Source organism: Pseudomonas sp. nanlin1, from assembly GCF_045571515.1.
In the GTDB taxonomy this organism is placed as follows: domain Bacteria; phylum Pseudomonadota; class Gammaproteobacteria; order Pseudomonadales; family Pseudomonadaceae; genus Aquipseudomonas.
This window is the reverse complement of sequence record NZ_CP124218.1, coordinates 4,512,877-4,531,182: the sequence shown is the minus strand read 5'-3', so window position 1 is coordinate 4,531,182 and position 18,306 is coordinate 4,512,877. Positions and strand designations below refer to the sequence as shown.

The window sequence follows — 18,306 nt, the reverse complement described above, 5'->3', positions numbered from 1 at the left end:
CGACGAGCTGTCGCAAGCCTCATTGCCATTATCCAGGGCCGTCGCTACAGTGACCGCCCGTTTTTGTTGCCTTGCTAACGAATATGACGCCCCTAGAACGATATCAAGCTGATCTGCAGCGCCCCGACTTCTTCCATGATGCGGCTCAGGAAAATGCTGTGCGGCACCTGCAGCGCCTGTACGACGACCTGATCGCCATGCCGAGCAAGCCGGGCGTGTTCGGCAAGCTCTTCGGCAAAAAAGAACAGGCGCCGGTCAAGGGCTTGTATTTCTGGGGCGGGGTTGGCCGCGGCAAGACCTACCTGGTCGATACCTTCTTCGACGCCCTGCCGTTCGAGCAGAAGGTTCGCACGCACTTTCACCGCTTCATGAAGCGCGTGCACGAAGAGCTGAAAACCCTCAAGGACCAGAAAAACCCGCTCACGGTGATCGCCAAGCGTTTCTCCGATGAAGCTCGGGTGATTTGTTTCGATGAGTTCTTCGTGTCGGACATTACCGACGCGATGATCCTCGGCACGCTGATGGAGGAGCTGTTCAAGAACGGCGTGACCCTGGTGGCCACCTCCAACATCGTCCCGGACGGTTTGTATAAAGATGGTCTGCAGCGCGCGCGGTTCTTGCCTGCTATCGCGTTGATCAAAGAGAACACCGAAATCGTCAACGTCGACAGCGGTGTCGACTATCGCCTGCGCCACCTCGAACAAGCGGAGCTGTTCCACTTTCCGCTGAACCAGGCGGCCGAGGCGAGCATGCGCGAGAGCTTCAAAGCGCTGACCCACAACAGCACCAAGGTGGTGGAAAACGACCCACTGAAAATCGAGAACCGCGAGATCCGCGCGTTGCGCACCTGTGACGACGTGGCGTGGTTCGATTTTCGTGAGCTGTGCGACGGCCCCCGCAGCCAGAACGACTACATCGAACTGGGGAAAATTTTCAACACGGTCCTGCTCAGCGGTGTCGAGCAGATGAGCGTCACCACCGACGACATCGCCCGGCGCTTTATCAACATGGTCGACGAGTTCTACGATCGCAACGTCAAGCTGATTATCTCAGCTGAGGTTGACCTCAAGGACCTCTACACCGGTGGGCGTTTGAACTTCGAGTTCCAGCGCACCCTTAGCCGTTTGCTGGAAATGCAGTCCCAGGAGTTCCTGTCGCGCGCCCATAAGCCTTAAGTGCTGCGCGTGAGCTTGGCATCAGGCTTCCTGGGCAAACTGTTGGCGATAGGCGTTCGGCGACAATCCAGTGTGCTGGCGAAATAGCCGGGCAAAAAAACTGGCGTCGTCGTAGCCCACTTCATAGCTGATGGCCTTGATGCTTTTGCGCGAGCCGGACAGCAGGCCTTTGGCCGTTTCGATCCGCAAACGCTGCAGGTAATGCAGCGGTTTGTCGCCGGTGGCGGCCTGGAAGCGGCGCATAAAGTTACGGATGCTCATGCCGTGTTCGCGGGCCACATCCTCGAAGCGAAACTTATCGCTGAAGTGCTCTTCCAGCCAGCGTTGGATCTGCAGGATCAATAAGTCCTGGTGCAATTTCTGTCCGCCAAACCCCATGCGCCCTGGGGTGTAGCTGCGCTGTACTTCGTAGAGAATGTCGCGGGACACAGCTTGGGCCACGTGGGCGCCGCAAAAGCGTTCGATCAAGTAAATGTACAGGTCACAGGCCGATACTGGGCCGCCGGCGCAATAGAGGTTGTCAGCGTCGGTCAGGTGCTTGTCTTGGGTCAGGGTGACGGCGGGAAAGCGTTGCTTGAATTCTTCGAACAAGCGCCAGTAGGTGGTGGCTTCTTTGCCATCCAGCAGGCCCGCTGCCGCCAGCCAGAACACCCCGCTGGCTTCACCGCACAGCACGGCGCCGCGGGCGTGCTGCTCGCGCAGCCAGGGCATCACCTGCGGGTAGCGTTGGCTTTGCGCGTCGAAATCATCCCAGAAGGCCGGCAATACAATGATGTCCGCCTGCTCCAGAGGGCCGTCCACCGCCAGGGTGGTCTCGCTGAAACTGCTCACGGGCAGCCCATCGGGGCTCACCAGACGGGTTTCGAACAGCGGCTGTAGGCCGAGCCCCATCTGTTTTCCGTAGCGTAGGCTGGCCATGTGGAAGAAGTCCTTGGCCTGCATAAGCGTTGAGGCCATGACCTGGTCGATCGCCAGAATGCTGACCCGGCGAAGGGAAGGGCTATTGGGGGTAAGAATCATTGCTTTATTCTTGTAGGCTGAAGCCGACAGGGTATGGCTGATTCACCGTGGCTTCAAGCGCCACGGTGAGCACAGCTCAGGTGCTGCCCCTACAAAGCTTAAGGTGCGGGGTTGGGTTGGTCCTTGTGGATAGCCTCGATACCGCTGAGCACCTCTTCAGAGAGCTTGACGTCGATGCTGGCGAGGTTGCTGTCTAGCTGCTCCAACGAAGTCGCCCCGATGATATTGCTGCTCACGAACGGTTGCGCGGTCACATAGGCCAGGGCCATCTGGGCCGGGTCCAGGCGGTGTTCACGCGCCAGGGCCACATAGCGGCTGCAGGCGGCGACGGTCTGCGGCGCGTTGTAGCGGGCAAATCGGCTGAACAGCGTCAGGCGCGCGTTGGCCGGGCGTGCTCCGTTCTCGAATTTGCCCGACAGCATGCCGAACGCCAGCGGTGAATAGGCCAATAAACCACATTGCTCGCGGATCGCGATTTCGGCCAGGCCGACCTCGAAGCTGCGGTTGAGCAGGTTGTACGGGTTTTGAATCGACACAGCGCGGGGCCAGCCGCGGCTTTCGGCCAACTGCAGGAATTTCATGGTGCCCCACGGCGTTTCGTTGGACAGGCCGATATGGCGGATCTTGCCGGCCTTGACCTGTTCGTCCAGCACCTGCAGGGTTTCTTCCAAGGGGGTGTCGAGCTGGTCCTGGGTGTGCTGATAGCCAAGCTTGCCGAAGAAATTGGTGCTGCGCTCCGGCCAGTGCAACTGGTACAAGTCGATCCAGTCGGTTTGCAGGCGCGCCAGGCTGGCGTCCAATGCAGCGACAATATGCGAGCGGTTGAACTTCAGGTTGGCATCACGGATATGGCTGATCCCGTTGCCGGGGCCTGCGATTTTGCTGGCCAGTATCCAATCGGCACGGTCGCCGCGCTCACGAAAGTACTGCCCGATGATCTGCTCAGTGCTGGCGTAGGTCTCCGGGCGGGGCGGCACAGGGTACATTTCTGCTGTGTCGATGAAGTTGACCCCGGCGGCTTTGGCCCGGTCGATCTGCTCGAAGGCCTGGGCAGCGGTGTTCTGCTCACCCCAGGTCATGGTGCCCAGGCACAGTGCGCTGACCTTCAGATCGGTACGGCCCAATTGACGATAATCCATGCGTCACTCCTCGATGGTTAAAAGGAATCATAAAAGCAGGTTGATATTTTTTTCGCAATCTGGATAATTCTGCACCTCTCTGTGGAGTGGAAGTGATGCCCCGCCTCGCGGAAGAATCTTGCCGTACATGTGACGTGATGACCCGAGCCCCCAAAAGCGTCTGGTGTGCGGCTGCCTTTGACTTGTCAAAGTAAGCACTATTCAGTAAGATCCGCCGTCTATTTTTGCTGGGCGGCCCCTGAGGCTATAAAGAATGAAAACTTTTACCGCTAAACCGGAAACAGTAAAGCGCGACTGGTTCATCGTTGATGCTGCTGGTCAGACCCTGGGTCGTCTGGCTACAGAAATCGCGAGCCGTCTGCGTGGCAAGCACAAGCCTGAGTACACCCCTCACGTTGACACCGGCGACTACATCGTCGTGATCAACGCCGAGCAGGTACGTGTTACTGGTGCCAAGACCACTGACAAAATGTACTACTCCCACTCCGGTTTCCCGGGCGGCATCAAGTCGATCAACTTTGAAAAGCTGATCGCCAAGGCCCCTGAGCGCGTGATCGAGACCGCGGTTAAAGGCATGTTGCCTAAGAACCCGCTGGGTCGCGACATGTACCGTAAGCTGAAAGTCTATGCGGGCGCTGCTCACCCTCATACTGCTCAGCAGCCCCAAGAACTGAAGTTTTAACGGAATAGTTCATTATGTCGGCGACTCAAAATTACGGCACTGGCCGTCGCAAGACTGCAACCGCACGCGTTTTCCTGCGTCCGGGCACTGGTAACATCTCGATCAACAATCGTACCCTCGACAACTTCTTCGGTCGCGAAACTGCTCGCATGGTCGTACGTCAGCCGCTGGAGCTGACCGAAACCACCGAGAAGTTCGACATCTACGTCACCGTTCTCGGTGGTGGTGTCAGCGGTCAAGCAGGTGCCATCCGTCACGGTATCACCCGTGCACTGATGCAGTACGACGAAACCCTGCGTGGCGCTCTGCGCAAAGCTGGCTTCGTGACTCGCGATGCTCGTGAAGTTGAACGTAAGAAAGTGGGTCTGCGTAAAGCGCGTAAGCGTCCTCAGTACTCCAAGCGTTAATTCGCTACTGCGTTCGAAAAAAAACCCGATTCCCTGGAATCGGGTTTTTTTTGCCTGATCGCCCGTGTATTCGGGCTCGATGGCGTGGCTGCCCTACGAATACTGAAGGGTCGAGCGCCGAAATGTTGTAAGATTCGCAGCTTACTGTGCGCGTCCTCCGGGGCGCGCTTGCTTTATGTGTGTTCATAATTTCTATACGCGAGGAGGACCGCCATGGGCGTGACCAATCGGTTGGCCTGTTACTCCGACCCCGCCGACCACTATTCTCATCGGGTTCGCATCGTTCTCGCCGAGAAAGGTGTCAGCGCCGATATCATCACTGTCGAAGCGGGGCGTCACCCGCCCAGGCTGATCGAAGTGAACCCCTACGGCAGCCTGCCGACCCTGGTCGATCGTGATCTGGCTCTGTACGAGTCCACCGTCATCATGGAGTACCTGGACGAGCGCTACCCGCACCCCCCGCTGTTGCCCGTCTACCCTGTGGCCAGGGCTAACAGCCGGTTGCTGATCCATCGCATTCAGCGCGACTGGTGCGGCTTGGTGGACCTGATCCTCGACCCTCGCAGCAAAGAGCCGGCCCGCGTCCAGGCCCGCAAAGAGCTGCGCGAAAGTCTGACCGGGGTATCGCCGTTGTTCGCCGATAAGCCTTATTTCCTCAGTGAGGATCAAAGTCTGGTCGACTGCTGTCTACTGCCGATACTCTGGCGCTTGCCAATCATGGGTATCGAACTGCCGCGGCCGGCTAAGCCGCTGCTTGATTATATGGAGCGCCAGTTCGCACGGGAGGCTTTCCAGGCCAGCCTGTCGGACGCTGAGCGTGAAATGCGTTAGGTTTTGAGGAGCTGTTGATGAACTCCAGTCGTCCCTATCTCGTACGAGCACTCTACGAGTGGATTGTGGATAACGATTGCACGCCGCACATGTTGGTCAATGCAGAGTACCGCGCGGTGCAGATCCCCCAGGGGTTCGCCAGTGACGGTCAGATCGTTTTGAATATCTCACCCAGTGCGGTGCGTCACCTGCATATGGATAACGAGGCTGTGAGCTTCGAGGGGCGCTTTGGTGGGGTTTCCCACACGCTGTTCGTGCCTATCGGCGCTATCCTGGGGATTTACGCCCGGGAAAATGGCCAGGGCATGGTCTTCGACCTGGAAGCACCCTCGGTTGAAGATGAAGAGCTCGAAGAAACGCCGGATGATGACGGCCCGCCCGACGGTGGGCAGCCGCCGCGACCAACCGGGCGGCCGAGTTTGAAAGTGGTGAAGTGATCGTTACAAACAAAATCGGGGCCTTGGCCCCGATTTTTTTTTGCATTCAATCGATGTATTCGAACAGCTTGACGATCTTCTGTACGCCCGAAACGCCCTGCACCAGATTGGTGGCGCGGGTGGCTTCAGCCTGGGTGACCAGGCCAAGCAGGTAGACGATGCCGTTCTCAGTCACCACCTTGATGCGTGAGCCGGGGATTGTGCCATCGGTCAGCATCTGCGCTTTGATCTTGGTGGTTAGCCAGGCGTCGTTGTTGCGCGCGAGCAATGACGAGGGTTGCAGCACCTGCAGCTCGTTGTTGACCTTCTTGACCCGCTGTACAGCGGCGGCGGCTTGCTCGGCTTTGGCCTTGAGGTCGGCCCGTGGTGTCTGCCCTGCGAGCAGGACGATGCCGTTGAAGCTGGTCACCACGATGTGCGAAGCCTGGTCGAGGTCTGGATCGGCCTTGGCAACGTTGACGGCCACTTTGGTTTCGATCAGCGAGTCGTCGATTTTACTGCCCAAAGTGCGAGTGCCGCGGTCGTCCTCGATCGGCTTTTCTCGGGTGGCGGTGAGTACCGAGCTGCAACCGCTGATGCTCAGGCATAGGGTCAAGGCCATCAGGCCAAGGCGATTAGGGGTCATTCTTCACTCCCGAACAATTGGCTGTCGATCAGATCACAAAGGCAGTGGATCGCCAGCAGGTGGACTTCCTGGATACGTGCGGTGACGTTGGCTGGGACGCGAATTTCCACGTCCTCGGGCAGCAGCAGTGAAGCCATGCCGCCGCCATCGCGGCCGGTCAGGGCTACGACAATCATTTCGCGGTCATGTGCGGCCTGGATCGCTTGAATGATGTTGGCGGAGTTGCCGCTGGTCGAAATAGCCAGCAATACATCGCCTGGTTGGCCCAGCGCGCGGATCTGTTTGGAGAATATTTCGTTGTAGCTGTAATCGTTGGCGATCGAGGTGATCGTCGAGCTGTCGGTGGTCAAGGCGATGGCCGGCAGGCTGGGCCGCTCGCGCTCGAAGCGGTTGAGCAGTTCTGAGGAAAAATGCTGGGCATCGCCGGCCGAGCCACCGTTGCCGCAAGAGAGCATTTTGCCGTCGCTGAGGAGGGCGCCGACCATCACTTGGCTGGCTTGCTCGATGTACGGTGCAAGGACTTCCATCGCCTGTTGCTTGGTGTCGATACTGGCCTGGAATAGCTGGCGAATTCGGGATTGCATGTCCATCAATGTGACCTTAAGTGGGGCGGCTGGTCAGGGATCTCCCCGGCACATGAGTGTGCAGCCCGCAAAGCGAAAAGCAAAATGAGTTGTATGAAGGTGTAAGGCCGATTTTAACTGTCGAAGGCGTTCTTCAGCCAGTTGATTCGAGCAGACGGCGAGGCGCTGCCTTCCAGGGCGATGATATCGAAGCGGCACGGGTGCGCTGCCCAGCGTTCGTGCGCCTGGAGAAACGACTGGGCGGCGATCACCAACTTAGCCCGCTTGCGCTCATCGACGCTCGCCAACGCGCCGCCCCATCCTGCATGCATGCGGTAGCGAACCTCGGCGAATACTACTGTATCGCTGTCCAGCATGACCAGATCCAGTTCACCGCCTTTGCACGACCAATTGCGAGTTATGCAGCTCAGGCCTTGGCCCTGGAGATAATCCAGGGCCTGTTGCTCGGCCTGCTGGCCGGCCTGGCGGGTCGCGCCTTTGGTCATCAGTTAGGTGTATTAGGCAGGCGTTTGACTTCGCCGCCGGCGAACTCAGCCCATGGCAGTTGCCGCTCGATGCGTTGCCCGGCATTCACGCTGAGGCTGCCAGACAGCCCTTCGACGCGGTTGTCCGGGAGTGCTTTGAGTTGCCCCAAACGCGGTGCCAGGGTGTAAGCGTCGACACCCATGGCATAGAGGCGGCCGAGGCTGCCGGCCGCTTGCGGCCACTGACGGGTGACTTGCTGGCGCAGGGGGTTGCTGGTGTCGAGCAGCCATGGGGTTTCGCAGAAGCGAATACCGTTCATGTCGTTGTACTGGTTGCGGTCGCCGGTGGCGCTGTAGAGGTGAGACGTGGCATAGACCGGCACGTCGCCTGCGTATTGGAAGTTCAGCGTGGGCTTGATCTGCTGCGCCTGCTGTGGGGTGGCGGCGAGGAAGATGAAGTCAACGTCCTGGCGGCGCGATGGTTGCGCGGCTACTTGGCCGCCCACAGTGCTCTGCAGGCTTTTGGCCCGGCTTTCGCTGTCGCGCAGCTGGAACAAGTCGGCGATCTGCTGCGCCAGCTGTACCGGCTGATCGACATGCTCGGCGGCGATCAAGGTGTTGCCTTTAGCCTCCCAGTCCTGGCGGAAGGCCGCGAGCACGCGGTCACCCCATTCGCCGCGGGGCACCAGGGCGACAGCGCGGTGCAGGCCGTCGGCGCTGGCGCGACGGGATACTTCGCGAGCTTCGTCTTCGGCGGCAAGGCCGAACTGGAACAGCTGAGCCGGGCCAGTTTGGGTGCTGTCGCTGTAGTTCAGGGCCAGGGTGGTGATTGGCAGCTGTGGGCGAGTGCTTAGCTGTTTGACCAGGGGCTTCTCCAATGGGCCGATGACCAGTTGCACGCCATCGGCCTGGGCCTGGCGATAAAAGTCGTCCATAGAGGTGAGGCGGGCGCTGTCGTAGACCTGCACCACGGGTGGCTTCTGCCCGGCCTGTTGCGCTTGGTAGTGCGCGGCCATAAAGCCTTCGCGCAAGGCGCGGGCAACGCTGGCCAGCGGGCCGTCTTGGGGCAGGAGTAGGGCGATCTTGGTGAGTGGCTGGCTGGCCAGCTGTTTGAGCTTGGTCAGGGCGTCTGGCAGTTGTTTGGCAGCGGGGTGCTCTGGGTGCTGCGCAACCCAATTATCGATGGCCTGCTGTTGCTGTTCCAAGGTGCCAGCGGTCTTGGTGATCTGCGCCAGGCTGAGCCAGCCGGCCAGGTCGTCGGTGCCGCTGGCGCCGCTTTGCAGCTGGTCGGCGGGCAGCGAGCTGACCAGTGTCCATATGGCTTCGTTGTTGGCGGTAGCAGGCTCGCCGCTGAGCAATGGCCCGACAAAGATGCGCTCGCGGGCGGCTGCCAGGGTTTGGCCGTCGGCTTCCAGTGCGCGTGCTTTAACATTATGGGTACGTATTTGCTGCTCGACCGGCAGCTCGGCCAGGCGTTGTAAGCTGGGGTGCTCAAGGGCAGTGAGGGCGGCCTTGGGCTGATTGCGCGCCATGGCCAGTTCAGCTGCCAGGGTGCTGGCGATCACCTGCTGACCGGGCTTCAGAGCGTCTAGTGAGACCTGGTCAAGGATTTGCGCGGCACGCGCGTTGTCTTGTTGACGGTAGGCTTGGTCTGCTGCGCTTAGGCGCAAAAGCGCGGCTTCATCAGGTTTTTTCGAGGCGTTGGCCTGCTCGAGCAACTGCTCGATGCTGGCGTTCGGCATGCGTGGCAGTTCACCCAGGTTGGACGACGGGGAACTGGCGCAGGCAGCCAAAAGGGCGGCCAGGCAGAGGGCAGAGAACAGCCGCAGGCAAGCTATCATTTATATCTTCCTGATTACTCGGTCGAATTGACGGTCAATTGTACCCAAGCGCCGGCCATGGCGCGATCTTGCTGGCATCAATGTACTTGCCGCATGGCATGCAAATGTGTCGCCGCGCAGCGCGGCTTACACTCGAGCGGGCGCTTGCGCTTACAATACGTGTTTGGCCGAACGATTAAGGTGTGTGCTGTGACTGCTACAGGCGTTTCGAATTCCACCGGGGGCACACTTTATGTGGTGGCGACGCCCATCGGTAACCTCGATGACATGAGCATGCGTGCGCTGAAGGTGCTGAGCGAGGTCAAGTTGATAGCGGCTGAGGACACTCGCCACTCCATACGTCTACTGCAACACTTTGGTATCAGCACCCCGTTGGCGGCCTGCCATGAGCATAACGAGCGTGACGAAGGCGGGCGTTTTCTCGCGCGCTTGCAAGCCGGCGACGATGTCGCGTTGATCTCCGACGCCGGCACGCCGTTGATATCCGACCCGGGCTACCATCTGGTTCGCCAAGTGCGCGCAGCGGGTATCGCGGTGGTGCCGGTGCCGGGGCCTTGCGCTTTGATCGCTGCGCTGTCGGCAGCGGGGTTACCGTCTGACCGGTTCATTTTCGAAGGTTTCTTGCCGGCCAAGGCGGTCGGCCGACGCACTCGCCTGGAATTGCTCAAGGAGGAGCCGCGCACGCTGATCTTCTACGAGGCGCCCCACCGTATCCTCGAGTGCCTGCAAGACCTCGAAAGCGTCTTCGGCGGTGAGAGGCCCGCGTTGCTGGCTCGCGAGCTGACAAAAACATTTGAAACGCTCAAAGGGCTGCCGTTGTCACAATTACGCGAGTTCGTGGAGGCTGACAGTAACCAGCAGCGCGGTGAGTGCGTGGTGCTCGTGGCCGGATGGAGTGAGCCAGAGGAGGCCGATGCGGTGCCCGCGCAAGTGCTGCGAGTGCTTGACCTGCTGCTCGCCGAAATGCCCCTTAAGCGCGCTGCTGCGCTTGCTGCAGAGATTACTGGGGCGCGCAAGAATGTGCTGTATCAGGTTGCGCTGGAACGCCAGAAAGGTTGATAAAGCTTGTCCTTGCGCGTTGCGGGCGTTAACCTTCGCGGCGGAGAGTCGATTGGACAGTCGCTGCCTTCTTTTGTTCCGCAAGAGAGGGGGGAGGAAAGTCCGGGCTCCATAGGGCAGAGTGCCAGGTAATGCCTGGGGGGCGCGAGCCTACGGAAAGTGCCACAGAAAATAACCGCCTAAGCACGCAAGTGCCGGTAAGGGTGAAAAGGTGCGGTAAGAGCGCACCGCGCGGCTGGTAACAGTTCGTGGCTAGGTAAACCCCACTCGGAGCAAGACCAAATAGGGTTCCATATGGCGCGGCCCGCGTTGGAACCGGGTAGGTTGCTAAAGGTGTCCAGTGATGGCCATCGTAGAGGAATGACTGTCCTCGACAGAACCCGGCTTACAGATCGGCTCTCCACCTTTTTATTCCCTGCTGGAAATCGCCGGCAGAACCCCCTCGTAATACCAAAAAATTCTTAAACTTAATAAACTACTTTAAGTTTAGCGCCCAACCGCTTGACCCCCTGGCGCAATTTTCGCCAAAACCTCAGGTAAATTCTTCCCTAGCCTCCTTTTCGTATTCTAAATCTCGGTTCTGTAAGGCTTTTCCTCGTCAGCGCGCCTTGACGGTGTGGTAGGCGCGTTCCTATAGTGTGCGCGAGTGGCGAGAAGTGGCATAAAGTGGGTTTTTTGGAACAAAATACCGAATTTGGGGAAGCGCGCCTGTGTTTCGTGGAGCAAATGCCATCAGTCTTGATGCGAAAGGCCGCCTCGCCATGCCGAGTCGGTATCGCGACGAGCTCGATTCGCGTTGCTCCGGGCAGTTGATCATCACCATCGACACCGTTGACCCTTGTTTATGTGTTTACCCGCTCGATGAATGGGAAATCATCGAAGCCAAGCTGCGCACCCTGCCGTCTTTGGTCGATGAGAACCGCCGCCTTCAGCGTTTGCTGATCGGCAATGCGGTGGATCTCGAGCTTGACGGCAGTGGCCGTTTCCTGGTGCCGCCACGCCTACGCGAGTACGCCAAGCTCGACAAAAAGGCGATGTTGGTAGGCCAGCTCAACAAGTTTCAGCTGTGGGATGAGGATGCTTGGAACGCTGTTGCTGAAGCGGACCTGGCAGCCATACAACAACCGGGTGCGATGCCCGCCGAACTGCGTGACCTGATTCTGTGACTATACATAGCAGCTACAAACACATCACCGTGCTGCTCGACGAAGCCGTCGAGGCTCTCGCCGTGCGCGCCGATGGCTGCTACCTGGATGGCACCTTCGGCCGTGGTGGGCACAGCCGGCATATTCTTCAGCAGCTCGGGCCGGACGGCCGGCTGCTAGGGTTCGATAAGGACCCTCAAGCGATTGCCACGGGGCAAACGCTGGCGGCCGAAGACGGCCGCTTTGTCATTGTGCAGCGCAGCTTTGCCGAGCTGGGCGCAGAACTTGCTGGCCGCGGGCTGGCGGGTCAGGTCAATGGCATCCTGCTGGACCTGGGCGTGTCCTCGCCGCAATTGGACGACGCCGAGCGCGGCTTCAGTTTCCTCAACGACGGGCCGCTGGATATGCGTATGGACCCGACCCGTGGGGTCAGTGCCGCGCAGTTCATCGCCACGGCTTCGGTCGATGAGATTGCCAGGGTATTCAAGGAATACGGTGAGGAACGTTTCGCCAAGCGCATGGCACGTGCAGTGGTAGAGCGCCGTGAGGTACAGCCGTTCGAGCGCACTGCAGATCTGGCTGAAGTGCTGAAAGTGGCCAACCCCGCCTGGGAAAAAGGCAAGAACCCAGCCACTCGCGCCTTTCAGGGCCTGCGTATTCACGTCAATAACGAGCTGGCCGACCTCGAGGCTGGCCTGCAGGCTGCCCTGGACGCGCTGCAAATCGGTGGGCGCCTGGTGGTGATCAGCTTCCACTCCCTGGAAGACCGCATCGTCAAATTATTCATGCGTAAATTGGTCAAGGGCGAGGCGGACAACCTGCCGCGCAACCTGCCCGTGCGGCACCAGGCGTTCGAGCCGGTGATCAAAGTTCACGGCAAGGCTCAGTTCGCCAGCGAAGCCGAACTCAAAGCCAACCCGCGTTCGCGCAGCGCTGTCATGCGCGTAGCGGAGAAGTTGCGATGAGCCGCACGCTATTCAAGCCACTGCCCGGCGGCAGCTTTCTGATGCTGATGCTATTCGTTGCCGTGTTGATCTCGGCGATTGGCGTTTCTTACAGTGCTCACTTGAATCGGCAGTTGCTCAATACCCTGTACGGGGAACTGAGCGAGCGCGATAAGGTGCAGGCTGAATGGGGCCGCCTGATCCTGGAACAGAGCACCTGGACCGCCCACAGCCGCATCGAAACACTGGCCACCGAGCAATTGAAGATGCGCATCCCGGATGCCGCTGAAATTCGGATGGTGGCGCCATGATCAAGCTGGAAGGCGCACTCTACCCTTGGCGTTTCCGCCTGATGCTGGCATTGCTGGCACTGATGGTGGGGGCTATCGCTTGGCGGATCTTCGCCTTGCAAGTGGTCGACCGCGACTTTCTGATCGGCCAGGGTGATGCCCGCAGCATGCGGCACATCGCTATCCCCGCGCACCGTGGCCTGATTACCGATCGCAACGGCGAACCGTTGGCGGTCAGTACGCCCGTGACCACCTTGTGGGCCAACCCTAAAGAAATGCAACTGGCCAAGGATCAGTGGCCGCAACTGGCGCGGGCGCTGGGCCAGGACCCGAAAGCCTTGGCCGAACGCCTGGAAGCCCAAGCCAGCAAAGAATTCATCTATCTGGTGCGGGGCCTGACTCCGGAAACCGGCCAGTCGATCCTCGATCTGAAAGTGCCAGGCGTTTATGGCATCGAAGAATTTCGCCGGTTCTATCCGGCAGGTGATGTCGCCGCGCATATGGTGGGCTTTACCGACCTCGATGACCACGGCCGCGAAGGGGTCGAACTGGCCTACGACGAATGGCTCGCCGGGGTGCCGGGCAAGCGTCAGGTCATCAAGGACCGGCGCGGCAGGCTGATCAAGGATGTTCAGGTGACCAAGAACGCCAAGGCCGGTAAGGCCTTGGCTTTGTCTATTGACCTGCGTCTGCAGTATCTGGCCAGCCGCGAGCTGCGCAACGCCATCACCGAAAACGAAGCCAAGGCCGGCAGCCTGGTGATCATGGACGTAAAAACCGGCGAAGTGCTGGCGATGGTCAACCAGCCGACTTACAACCCGAACAACCGCCGCAGCATGTTCCCGGCCGCCATGCGTAACCGGGCCATCATCGACGTGTTCGAGCCTGGCTCCACCATGAAGCCAATCTCTATGAGCGCCGCGCTGGAGTCTGGCCGCTGGAAACCCACCGACAAGGTCGAGGTTTATCCTGGCACCCTGCAGATCGGTCGTTACACCATTAAAGACGTGACCAAGACCGAAGGGCCAATCCTCGACCTCACCGGCATCCTCATCAATTCCAGTAACGTGGGTATGAGCAAGGTCGCCTTCGACATCGGCGGCGAAAGCATCTACCGCGTCATGGCAGCCGTAGGCCTGGGCCAATACACCGGCCTGGGCTTCCCGGGCGAGCGGGTCGGAAACCTGCCCAATCACCGCGAATGGAAAAAGGCCGAGACGGCTACGCTGTCTTACGGCTACGGCCTGTCGGTGACCGCGCTGCAATTGGTCCACGCCTACGCGGCGCTGGCCAACAACGGGCGGATCCTGCCGTTGACCATCCTCAAGACCGACGAGCCGCCAGAGGCTAACCAGGTCATACCGGAAAAAGTCGCCAAAACCCTCCAGGGCATGCTGCAGCAGGTCATCGAAGACCCACGCGGCGTGTACCGGGCCAAAGTGCCTTCGTACCATGTGGCCGGCAAGTCAGGCACTGCCCGTAAGGCCACAGTAGGTTCGCGTGGCTATACCGAAAATGCTTACCGCTCACTGTTTGCAGGTTTCGGCCCCATGAGCGACCCGCGCTACGCCATCGTCGTGGTTATCGATGAGCCCAGCAAGGGCGGTTACTACGGCGGCCTGGTTTCGGCCCCGGTGTTCAGCAAGGTGATGTCCGGTACGTTGCGCCTGCTCAACGTCCAGCCTGACAACCTGCCGCCGGCGGCACCGCCTCAACAGGCGGATGCCAACCCAGTGCCGGTAAAAGGAGGGCGCGGTTAATGATGCCTCTTAGCAAGATTTTCCCTCAGGCGGGGCGTGATCCGTTGATCCGTGAATTGGCGTTGGACAGCCGTGCGGTACGCCCTGGCGACTTGTTTCTGGCGGTGCCCGGAGCGAAGGTCGATGGCCGTGCGCACATCGCCGATGCGCTCAAGCGTGGCGCCGCAGCGGTGGCCTACGAGGTAGAAGGCGCTACCGTGCTGCCGCTCACCGACGTGCCGCTAATTCCCGTCAAGGGCCTGGCTGCACAGTTGTCCGGGTTGGCAGGGCGCTTCTACGGTGAGCCGAGCCGTTTGCTCAATCTGGTCGGGGTCACCGGAACCAACGGCAAAACCAGCGTCACCCAGTTAGTGGCCCAGGCCCTCGATCAACTGGGTGAACACTGTGGTTTGATCGGCACCTTGGGTACCGGTTTCCATGGGGCGCTGGTCAGTGGCCGGCTGACCACGCCAGACCCTATCGCCGTACAGGCCACCCTGTATGACTTGAAAAAGACCGGCGCCAAGGCGGTGGCCATGGAAGTCTCGTCCCACGCTCTCGACCAAGGCCGGGTGGCGGCGCTGGCGTTCGACGTGGCCGTGCTGACCAACCTGTCCCGCGATCACCTCGACTACCACGGCAGCATGCAAGCCTATGCGGCCGCCAAGGCGCGGCTGTTCGCCTGGCCTAACTTGCGGTGCCGGGTGTTGAACCTGGATGACGCGTTCGGCCGGCAATTGGCTGGCAATGCTGAAGAGTCACGCCTGATCACCTACAGCCTGGTCGACAAACAAGCCACGCTGTACTGCCGCGACGCCCGTTTCGACGATACCGGTGTGCGTGCCACCTTGGTGACTGCCCAGGGCGAGCATGGTTTACGCAGCCGTCTGCTGGGGCGTTTCAATTTAAGTAATGTGTTGGCGGCGGTGGGCGTGCTGTTGGGCATGGACTACCCCCTGGACGACATTCTCAAAGTGCTGCCTAGCCTGGAAGGGCCGCAGGGCCGCATGCAACGCCTCGGTGGCGGTACCCAGCCGCTGGTGGTGGTCGACTACGCCCACACGCCCGATGCCCTGGAAAAAGTACTGGAAGCCTTACGCCCCCACGTCAAGGGGCAGTTGTTGTGCCTGTTCGGTTGTGGCGGCGACCGCGATCGGGGCAAGCGACCGTTGATGGCCCAAGTGGCCGAGCGGTTGGCCGACCATGTGCTGGTGACCGACGACAACCCCCGCACCGAAGAGCCTGCGGCGATCTTCGCCGATATCCGGCCAGGTTTCGAGGCGCCGTCGATCGTTGAGTTCGTCTCCGGTCGGGCCCAAGCCATTGCCCGCATGATCGCCACCGCCAATGCCGACGACGTTATCGTCCTGGCCGGCAAAGGGCATGAGGATTACCAGGAAATCAATGGTCAGCGCCAGCCCTTCTCTGACCTCGAAGAAGCACAGAAAGCCCTCGCGGCCTGGGGGGATCAACATGCTTGAAGCCTTGAACCTGCTGCGCGTGAACGGCCCATTGCAGGGGCGTCTGGTGGGTGAAGACGTACGCTTCACCGGCGTCTCCATCGACAGCCGAGCGATTACCCCAGGGCAGCTGTTCGTAGCCTTGGCCGGCCCGCGTTTCGACGGCCACGACTACCTGGCCGAAGTGGCTGGCAAAGGGGCAGTGGCCGCGTTGGTCGAGCGTGAAGTCGCCGGCGTTGACCTGCCACAACTGGTCGTGGCCGATACCCGCCTGGCCTTGGGGCAGTTGGGTGCGCTGAATCGCCAGGCATTCGCCGGTCAGGTGGCAGCCATCACCGGCTCCAGCGGCAAAACCACGGTCAAGGAAATGCTCGCGAGCATCTTGCGCACCCGTGGGCCGGTACTGGCCACGCGGGGCAACCTGAACAATGACCTCGGCGCACCGCTGACCCTGCTCGAACTGGCGCCGCAGCACTGGGCGGCGGTGATAGAGCTGGGCGCTTCGCGCGTTGGCGAAATTGCTTATACGGTCGGCCTCACTCAGCCCCACGTCGCACTTATCAATAATGCGGGCACCGCCCATGTCGGCGAATTTGGTGGCCCGGAAAAAATCGTCGAGGCTAAGGGGGAAATCCTCGAAGGCCTGGGCGAGGGCGGTACTGCGGTGCTCAACCTGGACGATAAAGCCTTTGCCATCTGGCAAGTGCGTGCTGGGCAGCATCGGGTGCTGAGCTTCGCGCTGGACAACGTTCAGGCGGATTTTCACTCCTCGGGCCGTAGCCTCGATGCCCGCGGTTGCCCTGCTTTCTTACTGCACGGCGCCGGTGCCAGTGTGCCGGTGCAACTGAATTTGTTGGGCACCCATAACGTGCTCAATGCCCTGGCGGCAGCTGCGGCCGCCCATGCCTTGGGGGTATCGCTGGGCGATATCCAAGCTGGCTTGAATGCGGTGCAGCCGGTCAAGGGGCGTACCGTCGCACAGATCGCCAGCAATGGCGCTCGGGTCATCGACGACACCTACAACGCCAACCCCAGCTCCATCTGCGCGGCTGTCGACATTCTGGCCGGGTTTAGCGGGCGCACCGTATTGGTGTTGGGCGACATCGGTGAGCTGGGCGAATGGGCCGAGCAGGGCCACCGCGACGTCGGTGCCTATGCCGCTGGCAAGGTCTCGGCACTGTATGCCGTAGGCCCGCTGATGACTCACGCGGTGGACGCCTTCGGCCCTGGCGCGCTGCATTTCATCAGCCAGGCCGAATTGATTGCAGCCCTGGGCAATGAACAGGGCAACACCACCACTATTTTGATTAAGGGCTCGCGCAGCGCAGCGATGGAAAACGTCGTCGCGGCTTTGTGCGGTTCCAGCGGGGAGAAACATTAATGTTGCTGCTGTTGGCTGAATTTCTGCAACAGTTCTACAAAGGCTTCGCGGTCTTTCAATACCTGACCCTGCGCGGGATTCTGGGTGTTTTGACCGCGTTGTCGCTGTCGCTGTGGCTGGGCCCCTGGATGATCCGCACCCTGCAAATCCGTCAAATCGGCCAATCGGTACGTAATGATGGGCCACAGTCCCATTTGTCCAAATCTGGCACGCCGACCATGGGTGGCGCGTTGATTCTTTCCGCCATCGCTATCAGCACGCTGCTCTGGGCCGACCTGGGCAACCGTTATGTGTGGGTGGTGTTGATCGTCACGCTGCTGTTCGGCGGCATTGGTTGGGTGGACGACTACCGCAAGGTCATCGAAAAAAACTCTCGCGGCTTGCCTAGCCGCTGGAAGTATTTCTGGCAGTCGGTGTTTGGTCTGGGTGCAGCGCTGTTTCTGTATGCCACGGCGCCCAGCGCGGTAGAAACCACCTTGATCGTGCCCATGCTCAAAGACGTCAGCGTCCCGTTAGGTATTGGGTTCGTGGTGCTGACCTATTTCGTGATCGTCGGCTCCAGTAACGCGGTGAACCTGACCGATGGCCTGGACGGCCTGGCCATCTTGCCGACGGTGATGGTTGGCGGCGCGCTGGGGATTTTCTGTTACCTATCGGGTAACTTCAAATTCGCCGAGTACCTGCTGATCCCCTACGTGCCAGGTGCTGGCGAGCTGATTGTGTTCTGCGGCGCATTGATCGGCGCTGGCCTAGGGTTTCTCTGGTTCAACACGTACCCCGCGCAAGTCTTCATGGGCGATGTCGGCGCGTTGGCGCTGGGCGCAGCGCTCGGCACCATTGCCGTTATCGTGCGCCAGGAGATCGTGCTGTTCATCATGGGCGGTATTTTCGTCATGGAGACCTTGTCGGTAGTCATCCAGGTCGCCTCCTTCAAATTGACCGGGCGGCGTGTGTTTCGCATGGCGCCTATCCATCACCACTTTGAACTCAAGGGCTGGCCCGAGCCACGCGTGATCGTCCGATTCTGGATCATCACCGTGATTCTCGTGTTGATCGGCCTTGCCACGCTGAAGTTGAGGTAGA

General features: G+C 60.2%; 19 protein-coding genes and 1 other RNA gene. 14 read left to right on the top strand and 6 right to left on the bottom strand.

The genetic code is table 11. The annotated features are described in order from the left end of the window. The first annotated feature begins 83 nt into the window (after positions 1-83). Positions 84-1,175, top strand: coding sequence for a cell division protein ZapE (gene zapE / locus QCL65_RS20935; RefSeq protein WP_407312177.1), 1,092 nt, complete (start codon positions 84-86; stop codon positions 1,173-1,175). A 21-nt stretch (positions 1,176-1,196) separates the two neighbouring features. Here the strand turns inward: zapE and QCL65_RS20930 are convergent, their stop codons facing one another. Together QCL65_RS20930 and QCL65_RS20925 are read right to left on the bottom strand one after the other, a co-directional pair. Beyond that, positions 1,197-2,093: a GlxA family transcriptional regulator gene (locus QCL65_RS20930; RefSeq protein ID WP_407316961.1), complete on the bottom strand. Its 897-nt coding sequence runs from the start codon at positions 2,091-2,093 to the stop codon at positions 1,197-1,199. A 200-nt stretch (positions 2,094-2,293) separates the two neighbouring features. Further along, positions 2,294-3,334 (bottom strand): NADP(H)-dependent aldo-keto reductase, encoded by a 1,041-nt coding sequence (locus tag QCL65_RS20925; RefSeq protein WP_407312175.1) that lies wholly within the window; start codon positions 3,332-3,334, stop codon positions 2,294-2,296. 253 nt (positions 3,335-3,587) lie between these two features. Here QCL65_RS20925 and rplM point away from each other — a divergent pair, with 253 nt between their 5' ends. From rplM to QCL65_RS20905, 4 genes are all read left to right on the top strand, one after another. Then, positions 3,588-4,016: a 50S ribosomal protein L13 gene (gene rplM / locus QCL65_RS20920; protein WP_407312173.1), complete on the top strand. Its 429-nt coding sequence runs from the start codon at positions 3,588-3,590 to the stop codon at positions 4,014-4,016. A gap of 14 nt (positions 4,017-4,030) precedes the next feature. Then, positions 4,031-4,423, top strand: coding sequence for a 30S ribosomal protein S9 (rpsI, locus tag QCL65_RS20915; RefSeq protein WP_407312171.1), 393 nt, complete (start codon positions 4,031-4,033; stop codon positions 4,421-4,423). A 213-nt stretch (positions 4,424-4,636) separates the two neighbouring features. Beyond that, complete coding sequence (locus tag QCL65_RS20910; protein ID WP_407312169.1) at positions 4,637-5,254, top strand: glutathione S-transferase N-terminal domain-containing protein; 618 nt, start codon at positions 4,637-4,639, stop codon at positions 5,252-5,254. A gap of 17 nt (positions 5,255-5,271) precedes the next feature. After that, positions 5,272-5,691 carry a ClpXP protease specificity-enhancing factor gene (locus QCL65_RS20905; RefSeq protein ID WP_407312167.1) on the top strand — a complete coding sequence of 140 codons (420 nt, stop codon included), beginning with the start codon at positions 5,272-5,274 and terminating at the stop codon, positions 5,689-5,691. Between the two features lie 46 nt (positions 5,692-5,737). On the opposite strand, the gene QCL65_RS20900 is transcribed toward QCL65_RS20905, so the two are convergent. From QCL65_RS20900 to QCL65_RS20885, 4 genes are all read right to left on the bottom strand, one after another. Further along, positions 5,738-6,316 carry a BON domain-containing protein gene (locus tag QCL65_RS20900; RefSeq protein WP_407312165.1) on the bottom strand — a complete coding sequence of 193 codons (579 nt, stop codon included), beginning with the start codon at positions 6,314-6,316 and terminating at the stop codon, positions 5,738-5,740. Beyond that, the gene (locus QCL65_RS20895; protein WP_407312163.1) at positions 6,313-6,906 is read right to left on the bottom strand and encodes a phosphoheptose isomerase; all 594 of its coding nucleotides are present in this window, start codon (positions 6,904-6,906) and stop codon (positions 6,313-6,315) included. Before QCL65_RS20895 ends, QCL65_RS20900 begins: the two co-directional genes overlap by 4 nt. A gap of 107 nt (positions 6,907-7,013) precedes the next feature. After that, a complete protein-coding gene (locus QCL65_RS20890; protein ID WP_407312161.1) occupies positions 7,014-7,385 on the bottom strand; it encodes a YraN family protein in 372 nt (123 codons plus the stop codon). Continuing rightward, positions 7,385-9,205 carry a penicillin-binding protein activator gene (locus tag QCL65_RS20885; RefSeq protein ID WP_407312159.1) on the bottom strand — a complete coding sequence of 607 codons (1,821 nt, stop codon included), beginning with the start codon at positions 9,203-9,205 and terminating at the stop codon, positions 7,385-7,387. Before QCL65_RS20885 ends, QCL65_RS20890 begins: the two co-directional genes overlap by 1 nt. A 189-nt stretch (positions 9,206-9,394) precedes the next feature. Between QCL65_RS20885 and rsmI the strand changes: the two genes are divergently transcribed. From rsmI to mraY, 9 genes are all read left to right on the top strand, one after another. Then, positions 9,395-10,264: a 16S rRNA (cytidine(1402)-2'-O)-methyltransferase gene (gene rsmI / locus QCL65_RS20880; RefSeq protein WP_407312157.1), complete on the top strand. Its 870-nt coding sequence runs from the start codon at positions 9,395-9,397 to the stop codon at positions 10,262-10,264. Positions 10,265-10,308: 44 nt separating this feature from the next. Next, an RNA gene (gene rnpB, locus QCL65_RS20875) (RNase P RNA component class A) lies at positions 10,309-10,668 on the top strand. A gap of 306 nt (positions 10,669-10,974) precedes the next feature. Continuing rightward, complete coding sequence (gene mraZ, locus QCL65_RS20870; protein ID WP_407312155.1) at positions 10,975-11,430, top strand: division/cell wall cluster transcriptional repressor MraZ; 456 nt, start codon at positions 10,975-10,977, stop codon at positions 11,428-11,430. Next, positions 11,427-12,374: a 16S rRNA (cytosine(1402)-N(4))-methyltransferase RsmH gene (rsmH, locus tag QCL65_RS20865; protein WP_407312153.1), complete on the top strand. Its 948-nt coding sequence runs from the start codon at positions 11,427-11,429 to the stop codon at positions 12,372-12,374. The genes mraZ and rsmH overlap by 4 nt, the downstream gene beginning before the upstream one ends. Beyond that, positions 12,371-12,664 (top strand): cell division protein FtsL, encoded by a 294-nt coding sequence (ftsL, locus tag QCL65_RS20860; protein ID WP_407312151.1) that lies wholly within the window; start codon positions 12,371-12,373, stop codon positions 12,662-12,664. Before rsmH ends, ftsL begins: the two co-directional genes overlap by 4 nt. Further along, positions 12,661-14,403: a peptidoglycan D,D-transpeptidase FtsI family protein gene (locus QCL65_RS20855; RefSeq protein WP_407312149.1), complete on the top strand. Its 1,743-nt coding sequence runs from the start codon at positions 12,661-12,663 to the stop codon at positions 14,401-14,403. The genes ftsL and QCL65_RS20855 overlap by 4 nt, the downstream gene beginning before the upstream one ends. Next, positions 14,403-15,863, top strand: a complete 1,461-nt coding sequence (locus QCL65_RS20850) for a UDP-N-acetylmuramoyl-L-alanyl-D-glutamate--2,6-diaminopimelate ligase (RefSeq protein WP_407312146.1) — start codon at positions 14,403-14,405, stop codon at positions 15,861-15,863. Before QCL65_RS20855 ends, QCL65_RS20850 begins: the two co-directional genes overlap by 1 nt. After that, positions 15,856-17,223 (top strand): UDP-N-acetylmuramoyl-tripeptide--D-alanyl-D-alanine ligase, encoded by a 1,368-nt coding sequence (gene murF / locus QCL65_RS20845; protein WP_407312144.1) that lies wholly within the window; start codon positions 15,856-15,858, stop codon positions 17,221-17,223. The genes QCL65_RS20850 and murF overlap by 8 nt, the downstream gene beginning before the upstream one ends. Then, positions 17,223-18,305, top strand: a complete 1,083-nt coding sequence (gene mraY, locus QCL65_RS20840; protein ID WP_407312142.1) for a phospho-N-acetylmuramoyl-pentapeptide-transferase — start codon at positions 17,223-17,225, stop codon at positions 18,303-18,305. The genes murF and mraY overlap by 1 nt, the downstream gene beginning before the upstream one ends. Position 18,306 lies beyond the last annotated feature (1 nt).

What these genes read in the sequence shown, in the direction of transcription:
- zapE (WP_407312177.1), top strand. Translation starts at nt 84, where the DNA reads ATGACGCCCCTAGAACGATATCAAGCTGATCTGCAGCGCCCCGACTTC.
- QCL65_RS20930 (WP_407316961.1), bottom strand. Translation starts at nt 2,093, where the DNA reads ATGGCCAGCCTACGCTACGGAAAACAGATGGGGCTCGGCCTACAGCCG.
- QCL65_RS20925 (WP_407312175.1), bottom strand. Translation starts at nt 3,334, where the DNA reads ATGGATTATCGTCAATTGGGCCGTACCGATCTGAAGGTCAGCGCACTG.
- rplM (WP_407312173.1), top strand. Translation starts at nt 3,588, where the DNA reads ATGAAAACTTTTACCGCTAAACCGGAAACAGTAAAGCGCGACTGGTTC.
- rpsI (WP_407312171.1), top strand. Translation starts at nt 4,031, where the DNA reads ATGTCGGCGACTCAAAATTACGGCACTGGCCGTCGCAAGACTGCAACC.
- QCL65_RS20910 (WP_407312169.1), top strand. Translation starts at nt 4,637, where the DNA reads ATGGGCGTGACCAATCGGTTGGCCTGTTACTCCGACCCCGCCGACCAC.
- QCL65_RS20905 (WP_407312167.1), top strand. Translation starts at nt 5,272, where the DNA reads ATGAACTCCAGTCGTCCCTATCTCGTACGAGCACTCTACGAGTGGATT.
- QCL65_RS20900 (WP_407312165.1), bottom strand. Translation starts at nt 6,316, where the DNA reads ATGACCCCTAATCGCCTTGGCCTGATGGCCTTGACCCTATGCCTGAGC.
- QCL65_RS20895 (WP_407312163.1), bottom strand. Translation starts at nt 6,906, where the DNA reads ATGGACATGCAATCCCGAATTCGCCAGCTATTCCAGGCCAGTATCGAC.
- QCL65_RS20890 (WP_407312161.1), bottom strand. Translation starts at nt 7,385, where the DNA reads ATGACCAAAGGCGCGACCCGCCAGGCCGGCCAGCAGGCCGAGCAACAG.
- QCL65_RS20885 (WP_407312159.1), bottom strand. Translation starts at nt 9,205, where the DNA reads ATGATAGCTTGCCTGCGGCTGTTCTCTGCCCTCTGCCTGGCCGCCCTT.
- ftsL (WP_407312151.1), top strand. Translation starts at nt 12,371, where the DNA reads ATGAGCCGCACGCTATTCAAGCCACTGCCCGGCGGCAGCTTTCTGATG.
- QCL65_RS20855 (WP_407312149.1), top strand. Translation starts at nt 12,661, where the DNA reads ATGATCAAGCTGGAAGGCGCACTCTACCCTTGGCGTTTCCGCCTGATG.
- QCL65_RS20850 (WP_407312146.1), top strand. Translation starts at nt 14,403, where the DNA reads ATGATGCCTCTTAGCAAGATTTTCCCTCAGGCGGGGCGTGATCCGTTG.
- murF (WP_407312144.1), top strand. Translation starts at nt 15,856, where the DNA reads ATGCTTGAAGCCTTGAACCTGCTGCGCGTGAACGGCCCATTGCAGGGG.
- mraY (WP_407312142.1), top strand. Translation starts at nt 17,223, where the DNA reads ATGTTGCTGCTGTTGGCTGAATTTCTGCAACAGTTCTACAAAGGCTTC.